The following is a 23,798-nucleotide window of genomic DNA, read 5'->3' as shown; positions in this document are numbered from 1 at the left end:
GTTGCGCAACTCTGTCAAGAGCTCGGTCGGTCAGCCGTCCAGAAGCTGCACCTCCGCGAGGTTGGTGAAGCCGCCGTGCGTGTCGGCGATCCGGATCATCGGGTACGTCGCCTGCGTGGCCAGCGGGAACGCGTACCACTGGTTGCCGTCGGTGATCCCGTTGATCGTGGTCAGCGTGGTCCAGGTGGCGCCACCGTCGGTCGAGCCCTGGACGAGGTCGCCGTTGGCCCGCGCCGGGAAGTTGCTGCGCGGGCGGACCCGGACGGCGTCGAAGGTCAGGCTCGTGCCGGCTGGGGGAGTGACGGAGACCCAGCCGTTGCCGGACGTGGTGTCGGTGAAGGTGTTCAGGTCACCGTCGAACATCCGCCAGCCGTTGGCCTCGGGGGTGCCGACACCGGGGAAGGCGGGACTGGACGCGACTACCCAGCCCTGCTGGACCTCCACCGTTCGGACGCGGGTGTTCCAGAGTTCGAGCGCTGTGCCGTCGGTGGTGCCGATGATCGTCGCCCCGGCCTGGCCGCTCGCGGTCGTGTAGTCGACGGTGAAGGTCAGCGGGCGACCGTAGCCGACGTCGTCGGGCAACGTGACCTTGGCGGTCCAGTGCTCGCCGTCCTGGCTCGTGGCCTGCGCATCGAGTCCTTCGATCGAGGCATCGACCTGGCCCAGTGGTTCGGTCGCCGTCATCGTCAGCGTGACGGTGTCGCCGTTCTGCGCGCGCTTCGGATCGGTGCCGTCGGAGGCGATCGACACCGAGTTGATCGCCGTACTCATCTCCTGCCGCTGTCCGTAGACGCGGAACTCGCTGAAGCTCGACAGCCCCGGGTACGCCGGATCCGTCGGGATGCCGGGATGGTCGACCTGCAGCTTGAGGAACCGGAAGCTCTGGCCGCGAACCTCGTCGCGGACCGGGATCCGCTCGAGCGCGAAGCCTTCGTCGGAGGTGTCCGTGGTCTCACGCGACGTGAGCAGGGTCCACGTGCGGCCGTCGTTCGACCCGTACACGTTCGCGCCCTGGGTGCGGTTGCCGAAGTTGTACCGCGCCTGCAACCCGAACGCGTCGGCCGTGACCCGGAAACCGGCGCCGAGGTCGATGACGGCCGGAGCGGTCAGGTCGCCGGAGAAGGTGGTGAAGTCCCCGTCGAGCATGTTGCCCAGGGCAACTTGAGACAGCGAGGCCGAGGTCGCGCGGCCCCAGTAGTCGAACGAGCCGTCGTCCGGCATCGTCGGCGTCAGCTTCTCGAGCCGGCCGACCGCGGCCTGCAACGCGACGAGATCAGCGGCGAACGTCGCCGGGTCGGCGGTCGCGATGTCCGCCTCGGCCGCCGCTTTCGCCGCGTCGACGGCGGAGCGGGAGGCCCGGACGTACGTCGTACCCGCCTCGTAGCCCGCGAGCGCCGCGGTCACGGCGTCCTGACGGGTCGCGCTGACGGTCAGCCGCACCCGCAGTACAGCGTCGGTGGCCGCGTCGGAGGCGACGACGAACGTGTTGTGGTCACCGACCTGGTTCGCGGTCGGCGTCCAGGTCAGCGCGCCTGTTGCCTGGTCGAGCGATGCGCCGGCGGGGAAATTGGTTCCGGAGGTATAGGACAGCTGATCGGAGTCGGCCGCCGAAAGCGTTGCGGACAAGGGCTCGCCGGCGATCGCGAGCAGTCGTACGTCGGACCCTTGCGTGAACTGCGGAGGTGTGAGCTGGGTCTTCGCCTGGAGGTTGATCGCGTCGATGTCGACGCTGACCCCGGGCGAGCCGACGACCGTGTAGTAGGCGAGCGACTCCCCGCCGGCGCTGCCGCGGAGTTTGCTCGTGTCCATGTCGTAGGTGACGTACCGCCAGGCGCCGTGCGTGTTCGGCAGCGTCAGCGTGTGGTACGGCGCGAGCCCTTGCCCCTTCCTGATGTGCAAGGTTGCCGTGCCGTTCGTGCGGATCAGTACGCCGACCGGGCTGTAACCGTTGCGGTTGTCGTACAGCAACGTCCGTACGGCGATCGTCGTACCGGTGGACCGGGCCCACATCCGGACGAACCCGTCGCCCACCGACGTACCCGGCGTGACGGGAGTGGTTCTCGTCTCCGCCTGCACCAGCGCGTTACGTTGGACCGGCGGCGCCGGTCCGGCGACCGAGGCCGGAAAGGACAGCCAGGAATCCGGGTTGAAGTCCGGGTTGCTGTTCCAGAAGTTGTACGGCGCCGTACCCCAATAGAACTGTGCGCCTGCGTCCTGGGTCGTGGCAACCGTGGTGATGCTCGGTGCGATCTTGGCGATGGCCGAGCCCAGCCGCTTCTTGTAGATCGTGTAGAGCTCGTTGGTCGGGTCGAAGATCCGGCCGCGGTACGCCTGGGACAGCACACCGCCGCGCTGGGTGGTGTCGATCCACGGGATCGTCTTGCCCATCATGAACGCGAAGAACTGCTCGGAGCCGCGCAGCAACCGGTCACCGCCGAACGCGTACACCGAGACCGCGTCCCGCCGCGTCGACACGGTGCCGCGGACCGGGTCCAGCCGGGTGCCCTGGATGTCGATGACACGGGCGAGCTGGGTGAGCATCGTGACGTCGTCCCAGGCATGGGCCTGGTCCCGTCCCATCTCCTGCAACTGCACGAACGTCTTGCCGTACGGGTTGCGCGGATCGTTCTTCGCGATCACCGGCATGACCTTGCTGAGCGCACCGTTGGTGTCGTCGTCGGGGTTGGTGGAGTTCACCGAGAACCATTCGACCGCCTCGCGGTAGCGCGGGAGGTTGTCGGTGAAGACGTAGCCCGCGATCGCACCGATCAGCGAGTAGCTGTGCTGATTCATGAAGTTGCGATTGCGGTACAGGAAGGTCTGCGTGAGCGGCACGACCAGGTTGCCGGTGAGGTCCGCGGTGTCGGTGTCGTTCCAGCCGAGGTCGTAGCCGTCGTCGGCCGGCGCCGTGACGGTCGAGTAGCGCACGATCTCGGCGGCCGCGAGCATCCGCATCAGCGGCGCGCCGCTGTGGATGTGCGCGTCGGGGTAGTACACGTAGCCGGCGGGATCCATATGGGCCCAGATCCGGATCAGCTTGAGACTGTTCTCGCGGTAGACCGGGTCGCCGGTGAAGAAGTAGAGGATCGACTGGGTGTACGCCCGGAACGCGTCGTCGATGAACCTCGACTGGATGCCCTGGGAGTTGAAGGCGCTGCTCGCCGGTTGGTCGAGGACCGTGCCCTGGTTCTTGGAGCTGAAGGTCCGGGAGGCGTACGGCGTTGCGATCATCGCGGCGTAGTACGAGGCCCACGGCTCGACTCCGGCGCGGGTCTGCTTGCGCGCGAGCTCCAGGGACGATGCGCTCACGGCGAGTCCTGGATGGACGAAACCGGCGCTCGAGGTGACCCGGGTCAGCTCTGGCAACGGGTCGGCGGTGGGCGTGGCGTCCGCTGGGGCAACTCCGACGATTGCGAGGAGCGCAGCCAGAGCGGTGGCCAGGGCGGACAGTTTCAGAACAGGCATCGGTCACTCTCCAGCGTGGAAGGGGGGAGCGGTCGGAGCCTCGCACCGCGCCCCGGCGGCCGCCAGTTCGCGGCGGCCTCCGAAAATTTTGATCCGCTGATAGTTAACGTTTTCTATGCCAGCCTGGCGGCATGCCTCCCGTACCCGAGAAACTGCCGGCGCTCGTCGCGATGTCCCCCGAGCACTGGCCGCAACTGTTCCCGGCGGACGTCCGCCGGCGGCTGGAGCAGTTCGCCCTCGTCGACCCGGCCGGACCCGTCGACAGGTTCGACGATCCCCGCGCCCTGGATCGCCTGGCCGAAGTGGAGGTTCTGATCAGCGGATGGGGCTGCCCGGCCGTCGACCGGTTGTTCCTGGAGGCGGCCCCGAAGCTGCGCGCGGTGCTGCATGCCGCCGGAAGCGTGAAGGGCCATCTGAGCCGCGAGGTCTGGGAGCGCGGCATCGTCGTCTCGTCGGCGGCAGCGGCGAACGCCGTACCGGTCGCGGAGTTCGCCCTCGGGGCGATCCTGATGGCCGGCAAAGGCGCCTTCGACCTGCGGGAACGCTATCGCCGCGAGCGGACCTTCGAGCTCGGCTACATCCACCCGGACATCGGCAACAACGGTCGCACCGTCGGGCTGATCGGCGCCTCGCGGATCGGCCGGATGGTCCTGGACCTGCTGCGGCCGTTCGGGTTCCGGGTCCAGGTGTACGACCCGTACGCCGGGGATCTCGACGTACCGACCGTCGATCTGGGGACGCTGCTGAGGACGAGCGACATCGTCAGCGTGCACGCCCCGTTGACCACGGAAACCCAGCATTTGCTGGGCCGGTCGGAGCTCGCCCTCCTCCGCGACGGCGCGACGCTGATCAACACCGCGCGCGGCCAGCTGATCGACACCGATGCGTTGACCGCGGAGCTGATCTCCGGGCGGATCACGGCGGTGCTGGACGTCACGGAGCCCGAACCGCTGCCGTCCGCATCACCCCTGTTCGAGCTCCCGAACGCGTTCGTCACGCCCCATATCGCCGGCTCGCACGGCAACGAACTCGCGCGTCTCGGCCTGTGCGTCGCGGACGAACTGGCGCGCCTCGTCGCCGGTGAGCCGCTCCGCTTCGGGATCGGCATCGCGGACCTGGATCGCGCCGCCTGATCCAGGCGCCGATCCACGGCGCCGATCCACGGCGCCGATCCAAAAAGGCAACGATTGCCACGCCTTGACACGTCTGAAAGCCAGCGCTACCTTCACGGCAGATGGAAAGCGCTTTCTAGATCCTGGTGAAGGAGCCGCTCCCATGAGTACTCGAACCTCCGTGCGTTCCAGCCTCTGGCTGGGATTGCTGGCGGTCCCCGCTGTCGCCTTCTTCCTGGTGTTCAGCTACGCGCCGATGGCCGGCCTGGTGGTGGCGTTCAAGGAGTTCGACATCAGCAAGGGCCTGTTCGGCAGCCCGTGGAACGGCCTGGACAACTTCCGCTACTTCTTCGCCTCCGGTGACGCGCAGCGGATCCTGCTCAACACCATCGTGCTGAACGTGCTGTTCCTGGCCGCGACGCTGGCCGCCGGCGTGACGCTGGCGATCATGCTGAACGAGATCCGCGGCCGCTTCTTCAAGCGGGCCGCCCAGTCGACGATCTTCTTCCCGTACTTCGTCTCGCCGGTCGTCATCGCGATCATGCTGCAGGTGCTGCTGTCCGGCCCGGCCGGAGACGGCGGTGTCGTCAACGACGCGCTGGCCGGCTTCGGGTTGCCGACGGTCAGTTGGTACACGGAGCCGGGACCGTGGCCGTGGATCCTGACCTTCGTCAAGATCTGGCAGCTGGGCGGCTACATGAGCGTCATCTTCCTGGCCGCGATCACCTCGATTCCTGAAGACGTGTACGAGGCGGGCCAGATCGACGGTGCGAGCCGGGCCCAGATGGCACTTCGGATCACGCTGCCGCTGCTGAAGCCGACGGCCGCCGTACTGCTGGTGCTCGGCGTCGGCCGGATCTTCTACGGAGACTTCGGCACGATCTACGCGATCGTCGGCGACAACGGCACGCTCTTCCCGACCACCGACGTGATCGACACCTACGTGTTCCGGTCGCTGCGCCAGATCGGTGACTTCGGCACCACCGCGGCGATCGGGCTGTTCCAGTCGGTGGTCGGTTTCGTTCTGGTGTCGACCGCGGTGCTGATCCAGCGCCGGTACTCCAAGGAGACGAGTCTGCTGTGACCACCATGACCTTGGCCAAGGCCACCGGCCGGACAGCAGCCAAGCGGCGCTCAGGCAAGTGGGAGCCGTTCACCGTCGTCAGCGTCATCGGCGTCGCGCTGTTCATGCTGATCTGCCTGATCCCGTTCTGGGTGATCCTGTCCGGGTCGTTCACCGACGAGCAGACCCTGGCCGGCAAGGGCTACAGCCTCATCCCGCAGCCGTTCTCAACAGCGGCGTACAAGCTGATCTTCACCGGGCCGACGCTGGTCAGCGCGTACGTCGCCAGCATCTTCATCACCGTTGTCGGTACGGTACTCGCGCTCAGCATCACGTCCGGCCTGAGCTGGGTGATCGCGCGGCGACTGCCCTACGTCAGCCGGCCGCTGGCGATCTTCGCCTACATCCCGATGCTGTTCGCCGGCGGCCTCGTCCCGCTGTACCTGCTGGTCACGCAGTACCTCAAGCTGCAGAACAGCTACTTCGCGGTGATTCTGCCGTTGCTGGTGGCACCCTTCCTGGTCTTCATCCAGGTCTCGGCGTTCCGCCAGCTGCCGGAGGAGATCCTCGACTCGGCCCGGGTCGACGGCGCGGGCGAGATGCAGATCTTCTTCCGGATCGGGCTGCCGCTGTCCAAGCCGATCCTGGCCGTCGTCGGCCTGTTCTACGCGGTCCACTACTGGAACGAGTGGTTCACCGCGCTGCTGTTCATGTCGGACATCCACAAGTACCCGCTCCCGCTGCTGTTGCAGAACCTGATCTCGAACGTGACGTTCTCGCAGATGCTGCCGACAGCCGCGGAACAGTCGACGCCGGTCTACCAGCTCCGGCTCGCCCTCACGGTCGTCACCATCGGCCCGATCCTGCTCGCGTACCCGTTCGCGCAGCGCTACTTCGTCAAGGGCATCACCCTGGGAGCCACCAAAGGCTGACGGTCTCCCCAACCACGCCATCTGAAACACCTGGAACATCTGGAGGCATTGTGCCCGCCACATCTCCCGCCGGCCTCAGCAGGCGCGGCTTCCTGGCCGCCGGCGGCGGCCTGTCACTCGCGGCCATGCTCGGACTGAGCGGCTGCGGAGACTCGACGTCATCGAGCTCCGGCAAGGCCGCAGACACCCTCACCCTGCTGCTGCCCGGTGACGCGCCGACCGGCTGGGACGCGATCCTTGCCAAGGTCAACGAGAAGCTCAAGAACGACCTCGGCTTCACCATCGCTCCCCAGTTCGTCGCCTGGTCCAACTACCAGCAGCAGTCGCTGCTCAAGTTCACCGCCGGCGAGAACTTCGACACCGCGTTGCAGGCCCGCTGGCTGAACATGATCCAGCTGGTCGCCAGCAAGTCGCTCGTTCCCGTCGACGGCCTGATCAGCAAGTACCCGAACCTGAGCAAGACCCTGGACCCGCAGCTGCTCGAGCAGAACAAGTGGTCCGGCAAGCTGTACGGGATCCCGCAGGTGAACTCCGCCGCACGGTTCCACCACTTCACGGTCCGCCAGGACCTGGCCGACAAGCTCGGGATCGGGGAGATCTCGACGTTCGACCAGCTGGAGAAGTTCTGGTACGACGTCAAGCAGAAGGAGAAGCTCACCCCGATCGGCATCTCGTCGAACATGCCGGATCTCCTGGTGGCCTTCGCGCCGGTCGGCTGGCTGAACCAGCACGACTGGGAGAACCCGCACGTCAGCGTGCAGACATTCAGCGGCGGTTCGCTCCCGTTCTACCTGGCGCAGGACGGGAAGAGCACCGGGTCCGCGAAGCCGATCCCGTTCTGGGAGGCTCCGGGCGTCCTCGACGCGCTCCGCAAGGTCCGCAAGTACTACCTCGACGGAATCATCAACAAGGATGCGCTGAACGTGGACTCGAGCACGATCGGCTCCCAGTTCGAGTCGGGCCGGATCGCCACCCGGTGGGCGATGACGGACGGGTTGTCGTCGCAGGCGCTCACGCCGTTGCGCAAGGCGGTTCCGACCGCGCAGATCGCCAACGTCGTACCGCTGCGGGGCGGCAAGGACGCCAAGCCCAACCAGACGTTCCAGGCCGACAACTTCGTCGTACTCAACGTCAAGGGCCGCAGCAACGAGCGGGCGATGCAGCTGGAGGACTGGGTCTCGATCAAGGAGAACCACGACCTGCTCAGCTACGGCGTCGAGGGCACGGACTGGAAGCCGGTGGGCACGGACAAGTTCGAGCAGCTGTCGAAGTACAGCTTCCCGGGGTACGCGCTGTGCTGGCGGCAGAAGCTCGAGCTCAAGATCAAGGGCATCACGCCGACCGAGGAGGCGTGGTTCGACTGGGCGCAGAAGTACGACAACTTCACTCTGGACCCGTACGCGTCGTTCGTGCCGGACGTGACGCCGGTGAAGCGTCAGGACAGCCAGGTCAACGCGGCGATGACGCAGTACGGCAACCCGTTGTGGATCGGGGCGGTCGACGTCGACAAGGGGCTCGACAACCTCAAGAAGGCGGTGGACAAGGCCGGTCTTTCCGAGCTGCAGGCCGAGATGGAGAAGCAGGCCAACGAGTACCTCAAGGGCCAGTGAAGCCGTCCACCGTGTCCACCAGGTCCGCCCCACGGAGGAAGCTCGCGGTGGTCGCGCGCGAGGCCGGCGTGTCGATCTCGACCGTCTCGAAGGTCTTGCGCGCGTACCCTGATGTCGCGCCGGCCACCAGGACCCGGGTCCGTGAGGTACTGCGTCGCGCCGGGTACCCACTGGACTCCGATGCCGCGGGCAACCGTCGCGAGGAGTCCGAGCTGGTCGACGTGGTGGTCGCCAGTCAGAGCAGCGGCTGGGCCGGCGACGTACTGGCCGGCCTCGCCGATGCCGCCCGGGAGCCGGGGCTGGCGCTCGTCGTCACGACAGTGAACGGGGGAGAGCCGGTGCCCCGGCTCTGGCTGGAGCGGTTGTTCGCCCGCGGTACGCGCGGCGTGATCGGCCTCGACGTCGAGTTCACCGACACCCAGCGGGCGTACCTCGCCGCCTACGACATCCCCTGTGTCGCGGTCGATTCCGGCTCATCGGCCTCGGAGACGCTGGCAGCGGTTGTCGACGGTACGCCGTACCTGCCGACCGTGGTCAGCCGCGTCGGCTGACGGAGTTGCGGACTACTACGTGGGTGGTGAAGAGGCGGTGGGCTCCGGTCCAGTCGGGTTGCTGGTGCTGCGAGTCCAGGGCGATCTTGGCCGCCGTTCGGCCCAGTTCCTCGTACGGGACGTGGACCGACGTCAGTCTGGGGCGGAGGTCCTGGGCCAGCTCGACGTCGTCGTAGCCGACCACTGAGAGGTCCTCGGGGACTCTCAGGTCGAACTCGGCCGCAGCGGCGTACACGCCCGCGGCCACGACGTCGGTGGCCGCGAACACGGCGGTGAAGTCCTGTCCGGCGGCCAGCCGGTTCTTCGTCAGCTGATAGCCGGAGGCTCGGGTGAAGACGCCGTGCTCGACCAGCTCCGGCGCATCCGGTACGCCGAAGTCGTGCAGGGCTCGCCGATGTCCGGCCAACCGCTGCATGCTGGTGCTCTGCCGCTCGGGACCGGCAAGGAAGAGCGTCCGGCGATGACCCTGTGACAACAGGTGGCTCGTCATCGCGTAGGCGCCCTGCTCGTTGTCGTACTCGATGACGGCGGTGGGTACGTCGTCGCCGAGCGGAGGCCGTCCGCACAACACCAGCAGGGAACCGGCGGAGTGTAGTGAGCGGGCCAGATCGGTCATCTTCGCGCGGTAGTCGGCTGCTTCGTTGGTGACACCACCGATCAGGATCACCGCGCCGGCGCGCTGCTCGCGCATCAGCTGCACCAGCGCCAACTCGCGCTCCGAGTCGCCCTGGGTGGTGCCGATCAGGCTGAGCCATCCCTGGCGCGACGCCTCCTGCTCGACGCCGTGGGCGGCGTCGGCGAACGACTGGCCGCGGACATCGGCCAGGATGAACGCGATCGTCTTCGTCTGCACTCCGGCCAGGGCGCGGGCGTGGGTGTTCGCCGAGTAGTTGAGCTCGCGGATCGATCGCTGGACGCGCTGGTTCGCCGACCGGGACACCGGGTAGTTGCCGGCCAGGACGCGCGAGACGGTCGCGGGCGACACCCCGGCGTGTGCGGCGACATCGGCCAACGTGGGTGAGCTCGAGGACTTGCGCCTGCCGGCCACTAGCTCTCCCTGGGCGGAGCGGTCGACTTCCTGATCACCACATGCGTACCGAGCATCAGGTGCTGGTCCTGCGCGTAGTCGTCCCGATGCAGCGCGAGCCGTACGGCGGAACGCCCGAGCTCCTCGTGCGGGATGTGCACCGTGGTCAGCGCCGGGTTGAGGTCGGCGCTGAGCGGAATGTCGTCGTACCCGGCGACGGAGATGTCCTCGGGTACGCGGAGCCCGGCCTCGTGGAGCGCGGCGAGGACACCGCTCGCGACGATATCCGTGATGCCGACGACGGCGGTCATCCCGGTGTCGCGGGCCAGCAACGCCTTGGTCTGCCGGTAGCCCGACTCGCGATCGAAGGTGCCGCCGGCAACGAGGGCGGGATCGACGGTCAGGCCGTGTGCCGCGTGGGCGCGGGTGAAACCGTCGAAGCGGGCGCTGGTCGTGGTGTGCTCCGGCTCGGCGGCGCCGACGAACGCGATCCGGCGATGGCCGAGCGAGAGCAGATAATTCGTCACCGCGAACGCGCCGCCCTCGTTGTCGTACTCGACGACGGTCGCCGGTGCGTCCGGGCCGATCGGCGGGCGCCCACAGAGCACCAGGCGCGAGCCGACTCGCTCCAGCGACCGGGCGATCTGAGCCATCCGCTCGACGTGTTCCGGCGTCCGCAGGCCGCCGCCGACCAGCACCACCGCCTCGGCCTGTTGCTCGCGCATCAGCTCGATCAGTTCGAGCTCGCGATCGGCGTCACCGTGATGGGTGCAGACCAGGCACACCCTGCCCTCGGCGGTCGCCTGCTGCTCGACGCCCTGCCCGATGTAGGCGAACAGTGGACCGACGAGGTCGCGGACGATGAACGCGACGGTCCGCGTCGTGCCGCCGACCAGCGCCCGGGCCTGCGCGTTGATCACGTAGTCGAGGTCCTGCACGGCTCGCAGAACCCGCTTGCGGGTCGAGGCGCTGACCGGATAGTTCCCGGCGAGCACCCGCGAAACCGTCGTGGCGCTCACGCCCGCGGCCGCTGCGACGTCCTTCACCGTCGGACGGCTCCCGAGGCTCACTCCCGCCACGCGCCAACCCCTCTGTCCGGTCGAAATTTTCTGTCTGGGCCTTGCTCTGACTCGGTGTAGAAAACGTTAACTATGCTGCCATCCATGGCGGCGAATGTCGAAGCCCGCGGGGTTCCGATCTGGCTGAGCGACACCGGTACGGGTGATCCGCTGCTGCTCGTCCACGGCTGGGGTGGCGACAGCCGCGCGTGGAGCGGCGTGACCTTCGCGCGACACCGCGTCATCACGGTCGACCTGCGCGGCCACGGGCGTTCACCGGTCCTCGGGCACGGGTACCGGCCGGCGGACTACGCGGGTGATCTCGCGCTGCTCATCGACCGGCTGAACCTTGGTCCGGTCGCGGCGGTCGGGCATTCGATGGGCGGACAGATCGTCGCCGAGCTCGCACTGGTACGTCCCGAACTGGTCAGCGCGGTCGTTGCCATCGACCCGGCGTACGGCGCGGACGAGGCCGAAGCGGCGACGTTCGAGGAGCGTTTGGCCGCGCTCCGGCTCGACGGACCCGAGGCGGCCGTCCGCCAACTCGCGTTGTCTCCCGGCGCGATCCGCGACCAGTTGCTCGCGACACCCGGACATGTGCTCGCCGAAAGCTATGCGGGGATGTACACGGACCCAGGCGCCTTCGGCGCGCGGCCCGCCGCTGCCGCGCGATTGGCCGGCTTGACCCAACCACTCCTTTGTATCCGCCCCACCCCAGGGATGGCTGCCTGGGACACAGGCCTGTCGCTGCCCTACGGATCACGCGTAGTCCTGTGGAACGGCTGCGGCCATTTCCTCCACCACGAGCGTCCGGCCCAGTTCGTGAACCTGATCGAGAGTTGGCTGACCTCACTGCCCGAGGCGCCGATCTCCCGAACGGCGACCGAGTGATCGCCCCCACCGTGGGTCAGGGCCTCGGCGGGGTCCTCGAACTCTTCCGTTCCGGCACCACCGAGCCGGTCTTCTTCGGCGACCAGCATCGTCCGGAGGGCGTCGTCATCTCCTTCGAGCAATGGTCGGAGACCTTGAAGGGAGACGGGGAAACGGCCGGCGCCGGGAGGACATGGTCCGCCAACACCTCGCCGACGACGATCCGGCGAGGTGGGAGATGTACGAGGAAATGATGGACCGGTTCGGTTTCGATCCCGGCAGCGACGAGTCGAAGCCGAAGCGCGGTGGCAAGACCACCGGTGACGGACGGGCCGTGGTCGTGCGACCTGCGGAACTGCGCGGAGCTGAAGGTTCCCGTGAACCGTCAGTTAACGCCGGGTTGGTTCGAGCGGGGTCCGTCGCAGCGGTTGGTCTACCGCGAGTTCGATCCGCTGCCGGTGATCGAGGGCGATCGAGTTGTGCAGGATCCGAACGCTCAGCTCTACCGGCAGCCGATCGCTTTCGCTCACCGTTCGAAGGACCCCGCGAACATCGCCGGACAGCGATTGGGCCGGACACTGCGTATGCGTTTCCAGGAGTACCAAGGGATGACCGGCGGAGGACGACCGGACAGTGGGCCGCAGCGGGAGGGCGTGTGCCCGCTGCCCGAGGCGCAGTGTCAAGACGTGTCCGGCGTGACGGCAGGCTTCGAGAGGGACGGTTGGGTAGGAGCGGCGTCTGGTCTAAGCCATTGTTCGCATCAGAACGGTGGAGGGTCGTGGGTCACTTTCTCCTGTGTGATGGGGCCGCGGGCGGGTGGGACTGTTGTGTAGCGGTGGCCGGTGGGTGCGGTGAGGGTGACGGAGCCGTCGGGATGGGCGGTACTGGTCCAACCCCACGCCGGAGTGTCCTTGATGACGTGGTGGTACTCGCAGTAGGGCGCGAGTTCGGTGAGGGTGGTTCGGCGGGTTCGTGCGAAGGGGGTTGTGTGGTCGCGGTCGCATTCGCGGGAGGTGCGGTTGCAGCCGGGCCAGGCGCAGACGGGGTGGCGTGCGAGCAGGGTTTCGGTGACCAACGCACCCGGGTCGTGCCGCGTGGTGGACGCTTCGAGCACCGTGCCGTTGGTGGGATCGGTGAGCAGACGTCGCCAGGTGCCGTCGGCGGCGATGCGGCGGGCCATGTCTGCGGGGATGGGGCCGTAGCCGGTGAGTTCGCAGGGGTGGTTGTCCAGCCCGAGGAGGGTGGTGATGGGGATCAGGATTTCGATGTGGGGTCGTCGGCGGTGGCGGTCGGGTAGGCGTCGGCCGAGGTGGTCGAGGCCGTTGTGCAGCATGTGCTCGAACACGTCGGCCACGACGTCGGCGCGTCGCTGTTCGGCGGTGCGATGGTCTCGTGCCCGTTCCCCGTCTGCCGCAGCACGGACCGCCGCAGTCGCTTCCTCTGGCGATCGATCGGATGCACAGTTGCCGGCGGCATCGGTTGCTTGCGCGCCGTCGACACGGGCAGTTGCGTCCGCGGCGAGCGGCTCAGATGGGGAAGGCGCGGTGAACGGAGGCTCCACGGACGCCGGCTCCATGGTCGCAGGTTCCGCGGTCGGAGGTTCTACGGATGCAGGCTCCACGGACGCCGGCTCCATGGTCGCAGGTTCCGCGGTCGGAGGCTCCACGGATACAGGTTCCATGGTCGTGGGCTCCACGGTTGCTGGTGCGCCAGGCGTGGCCTCGGTAGGCGTGGGTTGCATGGAGGCGCCGCGTTTGGCGAGGTCGGCCATGGCTTGGATGACGATCCACATTTGCTGGATCTTGTCGGCGGTGTGGACGACCCATAGGCCGGCCATGCCGTCGGGCAGGGGCACGATTTTGCAGGTGCGGTCTGCGACGGCCGCGCGGTGGCGGTCGGCGGCGTCCTGGGTGGTGTGTTTGGCGACCTGGGTGCGGAGGGATTTGCGCAGGTTGGCGTGGGTCTGTCCTGCGGCGCGGCGCAGCACATGGGCCTCGACGGCTTGGGCCGCGTCGTCGGGCAGGTGCCGGGTGGCTTCGGAGATCGCGAGTGCTTTGGACCAGGGCAGGGCGCCGCAGCGGAGCGCGGTGTGTGTAGCGGCCAGAGGGCCGGTCAGGTGGAGTGCGGTGTCGATGTGGCGGGCTGCGGTGTTCGTGGACAGGTGCAGGGCGGCGCCGACCTCGGCGGCCCAAGAGCGTTCGGGATCGATCGGCCGGCCGGACGCATCGATCTGGGACGGCCGGGGAACCTCGGTTGCCTGAGCCTTGCGCTGACGGACGAACGACGCCATCGCGGCGGTCTTGATCGACTCGCCCCAAGACACCAGCCGGCTTGCGGCTTTCATCAGCTCGATCAACGCGACGGGCGACTCGCACTGCGGGCGCACGGTCTCCAGTGCGGCGGCCAGTGCGGCGCCGGGTGGCAGGAACACCCACGCCGGTGCCTTCAGCCGCAGCATCTCCCGCTCGGCCTCGTCCTGCTCGACCCCGGCCCACAACTCCCACTCCAGCCCGTCCACACGTGACATCGGCGGCAGGTCGTCGTACAGGTCCTCTTCATCCAAGAACCGCGGACCACTCGCAGAGTCCGGATCCTCCGGGTCGTACAGATCATCGGGAGGATCCATCGCGTCCAGCCAAGGTGCCTGCGCCGTACCCAGCGACGACGTTGCCTCCTTCTCCAGGCAAGCAGCGATCCAGCCTGGCGTGGCGGCAAACCCGGCGAGATCAACGTCGCCGGGAAACTGAGATGCCACCTTCAATGCCATGGGATCATATTAGAACAAATGTTCGATCACATCAAATCGGCTGCTGCCCTGCTGCCCTGCTGTCCTGGCCGGGTGATCTGAGGGTCTGGCGAAAATTTCCGTCAGGGCAGGACGGCCGCGAACCGTTGACCGGTTCTGCCTGCTGCTCATTACCTTGGCCGCTCAACCAGAGGTTTTCGAGGAGGAGCGCAGATGCCGGAACACGATGTCATCTCGTCGTCGACCGTGACCCGCCGGACGTTGCTGATCGCGTCCGGCGCTTCGGTGCTCGCGGCTGAACTCGGATCGCCGGCCATGTCGATCGCAGCACCCACCGGCATCGCAGTATCCACTGGCATCGCGGTACCCGCATCGTTGAGGCATCCGGGGTTGTTGCACGATGCGGATGACCTGGAGCGGATGCGGCAAGCCGTGGCTGATCGGGTGAGTCCGGCGTACGACGGTTTCCTGGCGATGGCCGCGAACAACAGGTCGTCGTACGAGTATGTGATCCGCAATGTCGGCCAGATCACCTCGTGGGGTCGTGGTCCTTCGAACTTCATGAGCGAGGCGGTGAACGACTCCGGCGCCGCCTACCAGAACGCGGTGATGTGGGCGGCGACCGGCGACGTGCGGTACGCCGACAAGGCGCGGGACATCCTCGACGCCTGGTCGGCCAGCCTGACTGCGATCACCGGTGCGGACGGGCAGCTCGGCGTCGGCCTGCAGGTCTTCAAGTTCGCGAACGCCGCCGAGATCCTCCGGCACAGCGGGTACGACGGATGGCCGGCCGCTGCTGTGCGGCGGTGCGAGGAGTCGTTCCGCAAGGTCTGGTACCCGGCCGTGTCGGGCTACGCGCTGTTCGCCAACGGCAACTGGGATCTCGCCGCTCTGCAGGCGATCCTGGCGATCGCCGTGTTCTGCGACGACCGGGTGATGCTCGAGGACGCAGTACGGTACGCCGTGGCCGGCGCGGGCAACGGCCGGATCGAACACATCGTCGTGGCGGCGACCGGCCAGGGACAGGAGAGCGGCCGGTCGCAGTCGTACGCGCAACTGGCGCTCGGCCTGCTCGCCAACTGCGCCGCGGTCGCCTGGAACCAGGGCATCGACCTGTTCGGGCACCTCGACGACAGGATCCTGCACGGGTTCGAGTACACCGCTCGCTACAACCTGGGCGATGACTCGGTGCCGTTCACACCTGATCTCGATCGCACCGGGAAATACATCAAGACCGCGATCTCGACGATCAATCGTGGTGCGTTCCAGCCGATCTACGAGCTCGCGTACGCGCACTACGTCAGTCGGCGCGGGTTGTCCGCGCCGAACGTCGAGCGCGTGGTGTTCCGTGGCGCAGGCGGCGCGCGGTTCGTCGAGGGGAACAGCGACGACCACCCCGCGTGGGGGACCTTCACACAGGCCCGGACCGCGGCGTCTCCGAGCGCTCCCGACGTACCACCGGGCGTTCCTAGCGGCTTGATGGCGCGGGCGTCGGGCGACGGGGTGATGGTGTCGTGGGCGGCGTCGGTCGAACCGCGCAGCGGCGCGGACGCGAGCAGCTACACGATCAGCAGAGCGACCGGCCGCGGCGGGCAGTACGCGGTCGTTGCCGAGGGCATCCGATCGACGACCTGGACAGACGGCACCGCACGCGGGCGGCTCTACTCGTACAAGGTGCGGGCCGTGAACCCAGCGGGCATGAGTGGTGAGTCGCTGCCGGTGACAGTGGCGCACCCGGGGCCGTGGGCGAGTCAGGACGTCGGCCGGGTCGCGGTTGCGGGCAGTACGGGGTTCGACGGGGAGACGTTCACGGTCGAGGCCGGGGGTGTGGACATCGGCGGTGTGCAGGACAGCTTCAGGTTCGTGTCGGTGCCGCTGCGTGGTGACGGGGTGCTGACGGCGCGGGTGGTCCACCCGGTGAGTTCGCAGTACGCGACCGTCGGCGTGATGATGCGGCAGAGTCTGTCGGCGTCCTCGGCGCATGCCTCGATGCTGATCAAAGGACTGCCGTTGCACACCTGGAGCGGCGTGTGGACGGTTCGGTCTGTCGGCGGCGGCTCCACGAGCGCGACGGGCAGCACGGGCGTACCACCGACCCAGCAGCAGACGATCACTGTCAACGCGGGCTTCCCGATCTCTGATCTCGGAACGCTTCCGCAGTCCGCGACACCGCTGCCGGCGCCGTACGTCGAGGCCGCGAGCGACGGGTACCGGCTGCGGCGACCGTACTGGGTCCGGCTGGTCCGCAGAGGCGACGTACTGACCGGGTCCATCTCGCCCGACGGTGTTGCGTGGACCGAGGTCGGCTCGTCCCGGGTTCACCTCGGTCGGGATGTGTACGCGGGGCTCGTGACCTGTGGAGCGCTCGGGGTCGACCAGCCGTACGCGGAGTCGACCACGGCCGCCTTCGACAATGTGAGCGTCCAGCGATGGACGACCGATGCGCCCGGTGCGGTGCTCGGAGACCTTCGGGCCGGTGTCGCGGGGAGTGCGATCGAGTTGGCGTGGTCCGACCTGGACGTGTCGGCGACGTACACCGTCAAACGCCGGCACGCCGGTGGACCGTACCGGGCGATCGCTTCGGGTGTGGGGCCGATCGGGTTCGGTGTTGAGACCCGCTATCGGGACGTCACGGCGGTGCCGGGCCAGAGCTACGACTACGTGGTCGCGAAGACGAACGCGGCCGGAAGCGGACCGGACTCGCCGAAGCTGACGGTCACGATGCCGACCCCGGTCCTGCCGTCGATCACCAGCGCACCGACTGCCTTCGCCAACAGGGGAGTCGACTTCCGCTTCCGAATTGCCGCCAGCAACGATCCGATCAGTTTCGCGGTGACCGGGCTCCCGGACGGCCTGTCCTTGGACCGGAAGACCGGTGTCATCAGCGGCCGACCGCTGCGGGAGGGCACGGCGAAGTTGGTTGTCTCCGCGCGCAACGCCGCCGGTACCGGATCCGCGGAGGTCACGCTCACTGTTGGAGCACCGCCGCCGGCGCCGTGGCAGTACGCCGATATCGGGGACTACGTGCTCGACGAGCGGCAACTGGGGAGCTTCAGCGCCGTCGCGATCCGGACACCTGGGATCACCAGCTACGACGGTCAGTTCACCGTGCGGGGGACTGGCTCAGACCTGAACGTGATCGGGCAGGGCATGACGGTCCAGTTCGCCTCTGTGCCGGTGAGCGGTGACGCGACGTTGACCGCGCGCGTCGTACGGCGTGAAGGTACCGGTCGGGTGGGGTTGCTGATGACCAAGTCGCTGTCGCCGTTCGATCAGCTGGCCGGCGTGGTCCTCGACGGCAGTACGCCGCAGTTCGTTCAGCGGCTGCGGGTGGCGACCGGCCTCGTGACCACGAACGGCACCGGTACGCCGGACTGGTTGCGCATCCGGCGTACCGGGAACACCTTCTCGGCGGAGGTTTCCACCGACGGCGAGAGCTGGAGCGTGATCGGGACGCCTGGCCAGATCGACACGTTCGGTTCCGCGCCGTTCCACCTGGGGCTGGCCGTGGTCTCCGGCACCGCCGTCTTCGATCAGGTAGACCTGGACTACTTCGCGTAGACCAGGGTGCCGAAGCCGGTCTGGTCGAAGCCGCCGCTTGTCGAGCCGTAGTCGCCGCCCCCGCCCTCGGGGCGGACCTGCGCGGCCATCGCGGAGATGCACGGCACCGAGAGGTTCTTCCGCCTGGTGTAGTGGAAGTGCAGGATCTCCCACACCGGCCGGATCTGGCCGCGGCTCGCGCTGGAGATCACCGTGTGCTCCTGATAGGCACAGTTCTGGCCGGTACCCCAGGTGTACTTCGTGAACGGTACGTCCTCGCCGAGGTTGTACTTCGCGACGTACTGCGCTGCCTTCATAAAGCGGTTGTTGTCGTACCCGTACAGGTCCTCGCCCTGGTTCCAGGCCATCTCACAGAACGCCCCCATCTGGCCCATTCCCATCATGGTGTGGCCCTGATCGCGTCCCGACTCCTGCCACTGCGCGAGGCCCTGGTCGTCGTACACGAACGGTACGGCGTGCTTGATCGACCCGTTGCCGGCGCCGTTCTTGAAGTAGTTCACCGCCTGGTCGTACTTCGCCGCGTCGTCGCAGAGGATGCCGATGGCAAGGATCGAGTTCATACTGCACAGATCCCAGTTGGCCCAGTAGTTCGTGATGCAGGCGTCGTTGTGGTTGACCAGGAACGAGTTGTTCATCGGGTAGAAGACGTTCAGCATCATCGTTTTGAACCGGGCGAGATCGAAGCCGGTGTAGCCGCGCATCAGCTCCGCGACGTTCGCGAACTGGTAGCCGTAGATGCCGGCCGCCAGGAACCGGTCCGCGTTGCCGGTGACCGAGGTCAGAGTGGCGGACCAGGCGTTGAGGATGTCGCGCGCGCAGTCGCCGTGTGCCGTCGATCCCTGCACCCACCAGCGCAGGGCGTTCTGGTAGGCGGCGTGGATGTCGTTGTAGAGGATGCCGTAGTTCTCGCCGGTGCCGCCGCGGATGATCGTTGCCTGCGGCCTCGGTGTCCAGGTGGACTGCGCGTGTGAGTTGGCGGTCAGCCGGTTCCAGCCGGACAGCCACGGGTCGTCGCCGGCGGCGACCCGGACCTTCGCCCGGTTGAGATCACCCCAGTTGTGCAGCGCTCCGGGGTGCGTGAAGGTGGCCGGCGCGGCGTCCGCGCGCCGGCCGAGTGCGGTGACGCCGGCTCCTGCGGCAGCTACACCTCCGGCGGCTTTCAGCATGGTACGTCGATCGATCTTCCTCTCGTGCATGTCCTTCTCCTTCGGGGCGGTGGTGTATGCGCAAGCGGTCAGCGCACGGTCAGGATGAGGCTCTTGGTGGTGGTCCCGGCGACGTTGGCGGCGCTCAGGTTCGTGTTGTACGTACCGGGTTCGGTCGGGGCGCCGGTGATGACGCCGGTGGTCTTGTCGACGGTGAGGCCGGCGGGCAGGTTCTGCGCGTCGAAGTCGGCGGGGAAGCCGGTCGCGCTGATCGTGAGGACAACCGGAACGCCCGCGGTGAGGACGCCGGTGTCGGCGGTCGTGATCGTCGGAGCCGTTGCCGTCGGGGCCGTGGCCGCGTCCAGCCAGCGCAGGTTGGTCACGTGTTCGTTGACGTGCATGTCGGCCATGTCGGCGACCGTGAACCACCCTGGCTTGCGCATCGTCGAGGCCATCACGGTGCCGTTCACCACGAGGTTCTGGAACGTCACGTCCTTGATGCCGCGCGTCTCGTCGTACCCGAGCATCATCGCGGACTCCGCGTTCTTTCCTGTGTACGTGAGGTTCTTGACGTAGACGCCCTCGATGCCGCGGCCCGCCGACGTGTTGTACGACTTGTTGTAGGCCACCCGCAGATGGATGAACTGGCCCCAGCGGAAGTCCTCGACCCGCACGTTCTCGATCCGCACGTTCCGGACGAGGTTGCTGTCGCCGGGATTGATCGCGATGGCTCCCTGGTACCACTTCTGCGGTTCGCGGTGGTCGAGGATGTCGACGTTGCTGATCGTGAGGTTCTCCAGGACCTCGGGATCGGCCGTGTTGCCGTGGGTGCCGATGTTGATCGGGTGCGCGACGTCCGCCCAGAGGCTCGAGTTGGAGACCGTGACGTTCCGGGTGTCGCCGTAGTAGTCCCAACGGTGCGTGTACAGCGCGATGCAGTCGTCGGAACAGCGCAGGAACGAGTTGTCGATCAGTACGTCGGTGCTGGAGAAGATGTCGATCCCGTCGCCCCATTGGCCGGCGCTGAAGTACCCGAAGTCGGTGATGCTGACCTGTTCGGACATCCCGGCGGTGATCGCGTAGCCGGTGGTCAGATCGAGCATCGAGATGCCGTCGACGCGGACGTTCGTCGAGCCGACGATGGTGCAGCCGCCGCCGTTCGTGCCGTAGATCAGTCCGCGTCCGGTCAGTGCGGCGTTCGTGACGTTCTTGAAGATCACCGAGGCCTTCAGTACGGCGCCACCCGCCAGGTAGACCGTCTTCCCGCTCGGCACCTCCAGTTGCCCGGTTGCCGTCGTGTGCACGCCGGGGCCGTAGTAGATGACGTCCGGGTCGTCGGGGGAGGGGGCGTCGGTCTCGATCGGGCGGGCGAGCAGGTGCAGGCAGTCGAAGATCTCGCCGTTCACCTCGATCATGATCTTGCGCGGTTCGGTGAGCGTGAAGCGCAGCGTGTCCTCGTCGACGACCGGCTCGATCCCGAGCGACAGCGGCCGGATCCGGGCGGTGTCGATGGTGCCCTTCGTGTACTTGATCCGGACCTCGACCGAACGCGCGAAGTCGAAGTACGCCATCGACGACTTCAGCACCTGACCGGCGCCGGTCGTCGCGTTGATCTGCTTGAGGTTGACCGAGTACGTCGGCACCGTGGTCCAGGGACCGGCCTTCGTACGGACCTTGACCTCGAAGGTCGACGCCTGCGCGATCCCGGCAGGAACGGGGTAGGTGACCAGTGGTGGAGCGGACGCGGGCGCGGCGGTCGCGACCCCGGCGGTGAGGTAGCCGGCGGCAACGGTCGCGCCGGCGGTCTGGAGCAGGCGTCGGCGGGTGAGGTCTGCGGTCATGGGCGGGCTCCTCGAACTCCGGCGGAAGGGTCCTGAAACCTTGCACAGACAGCAAGAACACGGGCAAGACCAACCCCCGGCCACGAAATTTTCGCTCTCTCTGAGACCACTGCGCCGGCTGGGATTGTGGGGCGGGAGGACATGGCCGCGGTGGTCGGTTGATGGGACGGTCGAGGACCCGTCCTGGAGGTGTGGAATGACTTTCCGTCCTGTTGTTTCGGTGATCGCATTGCTGGCGGCCGTGTTGAGCAGTCCGGTGCCGCGGGCTGAGGCTGCGGGTTTGGAGGAGGTGACCGGGTTCGGCTCGAATCCGGGGAATCTGCGGATGTTCCGTTACGTGCCGCCCGGGCTGGGCGCCGGGCGGCCGGTGGTGGTGGCGTTGCACGGTTGCACTCAGTCGGCTGCGGCGTACGACGATGAGCCTGGGTGGGTCGCGATGGCGCAGCGGGCCGGGTTCGCGCTGGTGTTGCCGCAGCAGCTGTCGGCCAACAACGCGAGTGCGTGCTTCAACTGGTTCGAGGCGGGGGACACCGCGCGCGGTGGGGGTGAGGCGCTGTCGATCAAGCAGATGGTGGATCGCACCGACACCGTTGCCTACCGCAACCTTAACGAGTCGATGGAGCAGTGGACCGATGTGAACTCGGCGGACCAGGTCGCGGACGCCACCGAGACCGTCAACGGCGCGACGCACAAGACGTACGCCGATGCGACCGGGACGACTGTCGTCGAGACCTGGTCGATCCCCGGGATGGGGCACGGCCAGCCGATCGACCCGGACCAGTGCGGCGTCCCCGCCCCGTACATCCTCGACGTCAACCTGTGCGCGGCCGACCGCATCACCCGCTTCTGGGGTCTCTAGCCTGGTGCAACCTGAGGGTTGCGCGTCGAGAGGTGACGTGCAATCCTGGGGTTGCAGGTTGAGGATCGAGAGAGTTGGGAGTTCGTGGAATGAGTAGCGATCGGATCGAGCGGGATGTGCTGATTGCGGCGCCGTTGGGGCGGGTGTGGGAGTTGGTCGCCGAGCCCGGGTTCTGGGTGGCGGACAAGGCGACGCTGCCGGGGACCGTCGCGCGGGAAGGGGAGACGCTGGTGGCGAACAATCCCGAGTACGGCGACTTCCCGGTGCGGGTCGAGAAGGTCGATCCGCCGACGTACCTGGCGTACCGGTGGGCGAGTGCCTTTCCGGGGCAGGAGTTGCGGGACGACAACAGCACGTTGGTGGAGTTCACGCTCAGCTCCGAAGGTGACCAGACGCGACTCAAGGTCGTGGAGAGCGGCTTTGCAGCCTTGTCGGCGGACCTGGGCGATCAGGCGTGGAAGGACAACTCGAGCGGCTGGCCGATGGAGCTGGATGCTCTGAAGAAGCGCGCGGAAGAGCCGTCCGTGTGACCAGCAGCGACACCGAAGCTGTCGACGGTGTGCTGGCAGCTTTGGCCGATCCGACCCGCCGCCGGCTGCTGGATCTGCTCGCCGTACAAGGCGAGGCAACCGCGACGACCCTCGCCGAGCGACTGCCCGTCTCGCGGCAGGCGGTGGTCAAGCATCTCGCAGTACTGGACGCCGTCGGGCTGGTCTCCGGCAGCCGGATCGGACGCGAGGTGCGGTACTCGGTCCGGCCCGCGGCGCTCAATGCGACGGCGCAATGGATGTCCGCGCTCGCGGCCGACTGGGACCGCAGACTGGCGGCCATCAAGCAGGCCGCCGAAGCCGCGGAGGAGCGTCCCTAGCCCTGCCGCGGTGGGGCGGTTGATTCGCGGAAGACCAGGTGGTTGATGGTTTCGGTGGGCGGGGGCGGGGCCGGTTCGCCGCGGATCTCCGCGAGGAGTTGGTGGATCGCGACGCGGCCCTGGGCCTCGCGATCCACCGCGACGGTGGACAGCGAAGGCGTCGAGAACCGGCCCATCTCCTCGTCGTCCCACCCGAACACACTGAGATCGCCGGGCACGGTCCACCCGCGGGCGAGGGCCCCGCGGACCACGCCCATCGCGACCACGTCGTTCGCCGCGACGACGGCCGTGACGGTGGTATCGGGCGGCAGCGCGAGAATCGCGTCGTACCCGCACTGCGCCTTCCAGTCGCCGTCGACGACGCCGGCCGATTCCAGGCCGAGGCGTTCGATGGTCTCGAGGTACACGTCCCGCCGGTTGCGGGCGGAGGCGAAGTTCGCGGTGTCACCGGAGACGTGCAGGAAGGTCCGGTGCCCGAGCGACGCGAGGTACTCGATGATCTCGCGGACCTCGGTGGCGTCGGCCAGTTCGGCCAGGCCGTGCAGCTTGTCGTCATACGTACCGCTTTCGACGATCGGTACGCGGTTCGTCTTGCGGCCCTTCAGGCTGATCGGTGAGAGCGCCAGGATGCCTTCGACCTGACCGGATCTGGCCAGCTCGTCGACGCGGGCCGACCGGGCCGCGGGCCCGCCCTCGACGCTGACGATCTCGACCTGGTACCCCGCCTCGTGGGCGGTCCGAGAGGCGGCGGCGAGCAGCCGGCCGGGGAAGTGCGCGCCGGAGGCGAGCACGATCGCGAGCCGGTTCGTGTGCCGGGTCCGCATCGACCGGGCGACCAGGTTCGGCCGGTAGTCGAGGGTCTTGACCGCGAACTCGACCTTGACCCTGGTCTTCGGTTTCAGGCTGTCCTTGTCCTGCAGGTAGCGCGACACCGTCGTGTGCGACACGCCGGCCAGACTCGCCACCTCGTGAATGGTCGCCGGCCGCTTAGGGCTTGCGTCCGTCACATTCCCCCTCCTCGCTCCGAGGCTCCGCAGCCTATCACCGAGGTCTTGACACCCTCCGAATGCTGCGGTTAGCTACCGGCTCA

Annotated in this window: 17 protein-coding genes; 10 read left to right on the top strand and 7 right to left on the bottom strand. The window is 67.6% G+C overall.

Features of this window, described 5'->3' with window-relative positions; genetic code table 11:
* Positions 1-30: 30 nt before the first annotated feature.
* On the bottom strand, positions 31-3,465 hold the full coding sequence (locus E0H92_RS40755; RefSeq protein ID WP_131500058.1) for a putative Ig domain-containing protein: 3,435 nt from the start codon (positions 3,463-3,465) through the stop codon (positions 31-33).
* A gap of 131 nt (positions 3,466-3,596) precedes the next feature.
* Here E0H92_RS40755 and E0H92_RS40750 point away from each other — a divergent pair, with 131 nt between their 5' ends.
* The 5 genes from E0H92_RS40750 (at position 3,597) to E0H92_RS40730 (ending at position 8,733) form a co-directional block, all read left to right on the top strand.
* Positions 3,597-4,598 (top strand): hydroxyacid dehydrogenase, encoded by a 1,002-nt coding sequence (locus E0H92_RS40750; RefSeq protein WP_202874082.1) that lies wholly within the window; start codon positions 3,597-3,599, stop codon positions 4,596-4,598.
* A 142-nt stretch (positions 4,599-4,740) separates the two neighbouring features.
* A complete protein-coding gene (locus E0H92_RS40745; RefSeq protein ID WP_131296831.1) occupies positions 4,741-5,661 on the top strand; it encodes an ABC transporter permease in 921 nt (306 codons plus the stop codon).
* Complete coding sequence (locus E0H92_RS40740; RefSeq protein WP_131463074.1) at positions 5,658-6,572, top strand: carbohydrate ABC transporter permease; 915 nt, start codon at positions 5,658-5,660, stop codon at positions 6,570-6,572. Before E0H92_RS40745 ends, E0H92_RS40740 begins: the two co-directional genes overlap by 4 nt.
* Before the next feature lie 50 nt (positions 6,573-6,622).
* Positions 6,623-8,182: an ABC transporter substrate-binding protein gene (locus tag E0H92_RS40735; RefSeq protein WP_131463075.1), complete on the top strand. Its 1,560-nt coding sequence runs from the start codon at positions 6,623-6,625 to the stop codon at positions 8,180-8,182.
* A gap of 47 nt (positions 8,183-8,229) precedes the next feature.
* Positions 8,230-8,733: a LacI family DNA-binding transcriptional regulator gene (locus tag E0H92_RS40730; protein ID WP_165550255.1), complete on the top strand. Its 504-nt coding sequence runs from the start codon at positions 8,230-8,232 to the stop codon at positions 8,731-8,733.
* Here E0H92_RS40730 and E0H92_RS40725 read toward each other — a convergent pair.
* Both E0H92_RS40725 and E0H92_RS40720 read right to left on the bottom strand, forming a co-directional pair.
* A complete protein-coding gene (locus E0H92_RS40725) occupies positions 8,717-9,781 on the bottom strand; it encodes a LacI family DNA-binding transcriptional regulator (protein WP_131463077.1) in 1,065 nt (354 codons plus the stop codon). The genes E0H92_RS40730 and E0H92_RS40725 overlap by 17 nt on opposite strands.
* Entirely contained in the window at positions 9,781-10,839 is a 1,059-nt protein-coding gene (locus tag E0H92_RS40720) for a LacI family DNA-binding transcriptional regulator (protein ID WP_165550254.1), read from the bottom strand. The genes E0H92_RS40725 and E0H92_RS40720 overlap by 1 nt, the downstream gene beginning before the upstream one ends.
* 84 nt (positions 10,840-10,923) lie before the next feature.
* Between E0H92_RS40720 and E0H92_RS40715 the strand changes: the two genes are divergently transcribed.
* Entirely contained in the window at positions 10,924-11,709 is a 786-nt protein-coding gene (locus tag E0H92_RS40715; RefSeq protein WP_131500056.1) for an alpha/beta fold hydrolase, read from the top strand.
* Between the two features lie 739 nt (positions 11,710-12,448).
* Here E0H92_RS40715 and E0H92_RS40710 read toward each other — a convergent pair.
* Positions 12,449-14,455, bottom strand: a complete 2,007-nt coding sequence (locus E0H92_RS40710; RefSeq protein ID WP_131500055.1) for an HNH endonuclease signature motif containing protein — start codon at positions 14,453-14,455, stop codon at positions 12,449-12,451.
* A gap of 192 nt (positions 14,456-14,647) precedes the next feature.
* Between E0H92_RS40710 and E0H92_RS40705 the strand changes: the two genes are divergently transcribed.
* On the top strand, positions 14,648-17,995 hold the full coding sequence (locus tag E0H92_RS40705; RefSeq protein WP_165550253.1) for an alginate lyase family protein: 3,348 nt from the start codon (positions 14,648-14,650) through the stop codon (positions 17,993-17,995).
* Here the strand turns inward: E0H92_RS40705 and E0H92_RS40700 are convergent.
* Together E0H92_RS40700 and E0H92_RS40695 are read right to left on the bottom strand one after the other, a co-directional pair.
* Positions 17,983-19,191, bottom strand: a complete 1,209-nt coding sequence (locus tag E0H92_RS40700; protein WP_131500054.1) for an alginate lyase family protein — start codon at positions 19,189-19,191, stop codon at positions 17,983-17,985. The genes E0H92_RS40705 and E0H92_RS40700 overlap by 13 nt on opposite strands.
* 38 nt (positions 19,192-19,229) lie before the next feature.
* Entirely contained in the window at positions 19,230-20,981 is a 1,752-nt protein-coding gene (locus tag E0H92_RS40695) for a glycosyl hydrolase family 28 protein (protein WP_131500053.1), read from the bottom strand.
* A 196-nt stretch (positions 20,982-21,177) separates the two neighbouring features.
* Here E0H92_RS40695 and E0H92_RS40690 point away from each other — a divergent pair, with 196 nt between their 5' ends.
* The 3 genes from E0H92_RS40690 to E0H92_RS40680 all read left to right on the top strand — a co-directional run bounded on the left by E0H92_RS40690 (position 21,178) and on the right by E0H92_RS40680 (position 22,708).
* The gene (locus E0H92_RS40690; protein ID WP_131500052.1) at positions 21,178-21,840 is read left to right on the top strand and encodes a CE1 family esterase; all 663 of its coding nucleotides are present in this window, start codon (positions 21,178-21,180) and stop codon (positions 21,838-21,840) included.
* Positions 21,841-21,929: 89 nt separating this feature from the next.
* Positions 21,930-22,370 (top strand): SRPBCC domain-containing protein, encoded by a 441-nt coding sequence (locus tag E0H92_RS40685; RefSeq protein WP_131500051.1) that lies wholly within the window; start codon positions 21,930-21,932, stop codon positions 22,368-22,370.
* Positions 22,367-22,708 (top strand): ArsR/SmtB family transcription factor, encoded by a 342-nt coding sequence (locus E0H92_RS40680; RefSeq protein ID WP_131500050.1) that lies wholly within the window; start codon positions 22,367-22,369, stop codon positions 22,706-22,708. The genes E0H92_RS40685 and E0H92_RS40680 overlap by 4 nt, the downstream gene beginning before the upstream one ends.
* On the opposite strand, the gene E0H92_RS40675 is transcribed toward E0H92_RS40680, so the two are convergent.
* A complete protein-coding gene (locus E0H92_RS40675; protein WP_131500049.1) occupies positions 22,705-23,715 on the bottom strand; it encodes a LacI family DNA-binding transcriptional regulator in 1,011 nt (336 codons plus the stop codon). The two genes, E0H92_RS40680 and E0H92_RS40675, sit on opposite strands and share 4 nt — an antisense overlap.
* Positions 23,716-23,798 lie beyond the last annotated feature (83 nt).

The organism is Kribbella speibonae (assembly GCF_004331375.1).
In the GTDB taxonomy this organism is placed as follows: domain Bacteria; phylum Actinomycetota; class Actinomycetes; order Propionibacteriales; family Kribbellaceae; genus Kribbella; species Kribbella sindirgiensis.
The sequence above is the reverse complement of the archived record's forward strand: the minus strand, read 5'-3'. Positions and strand labels throughout refer to the sequence as shown.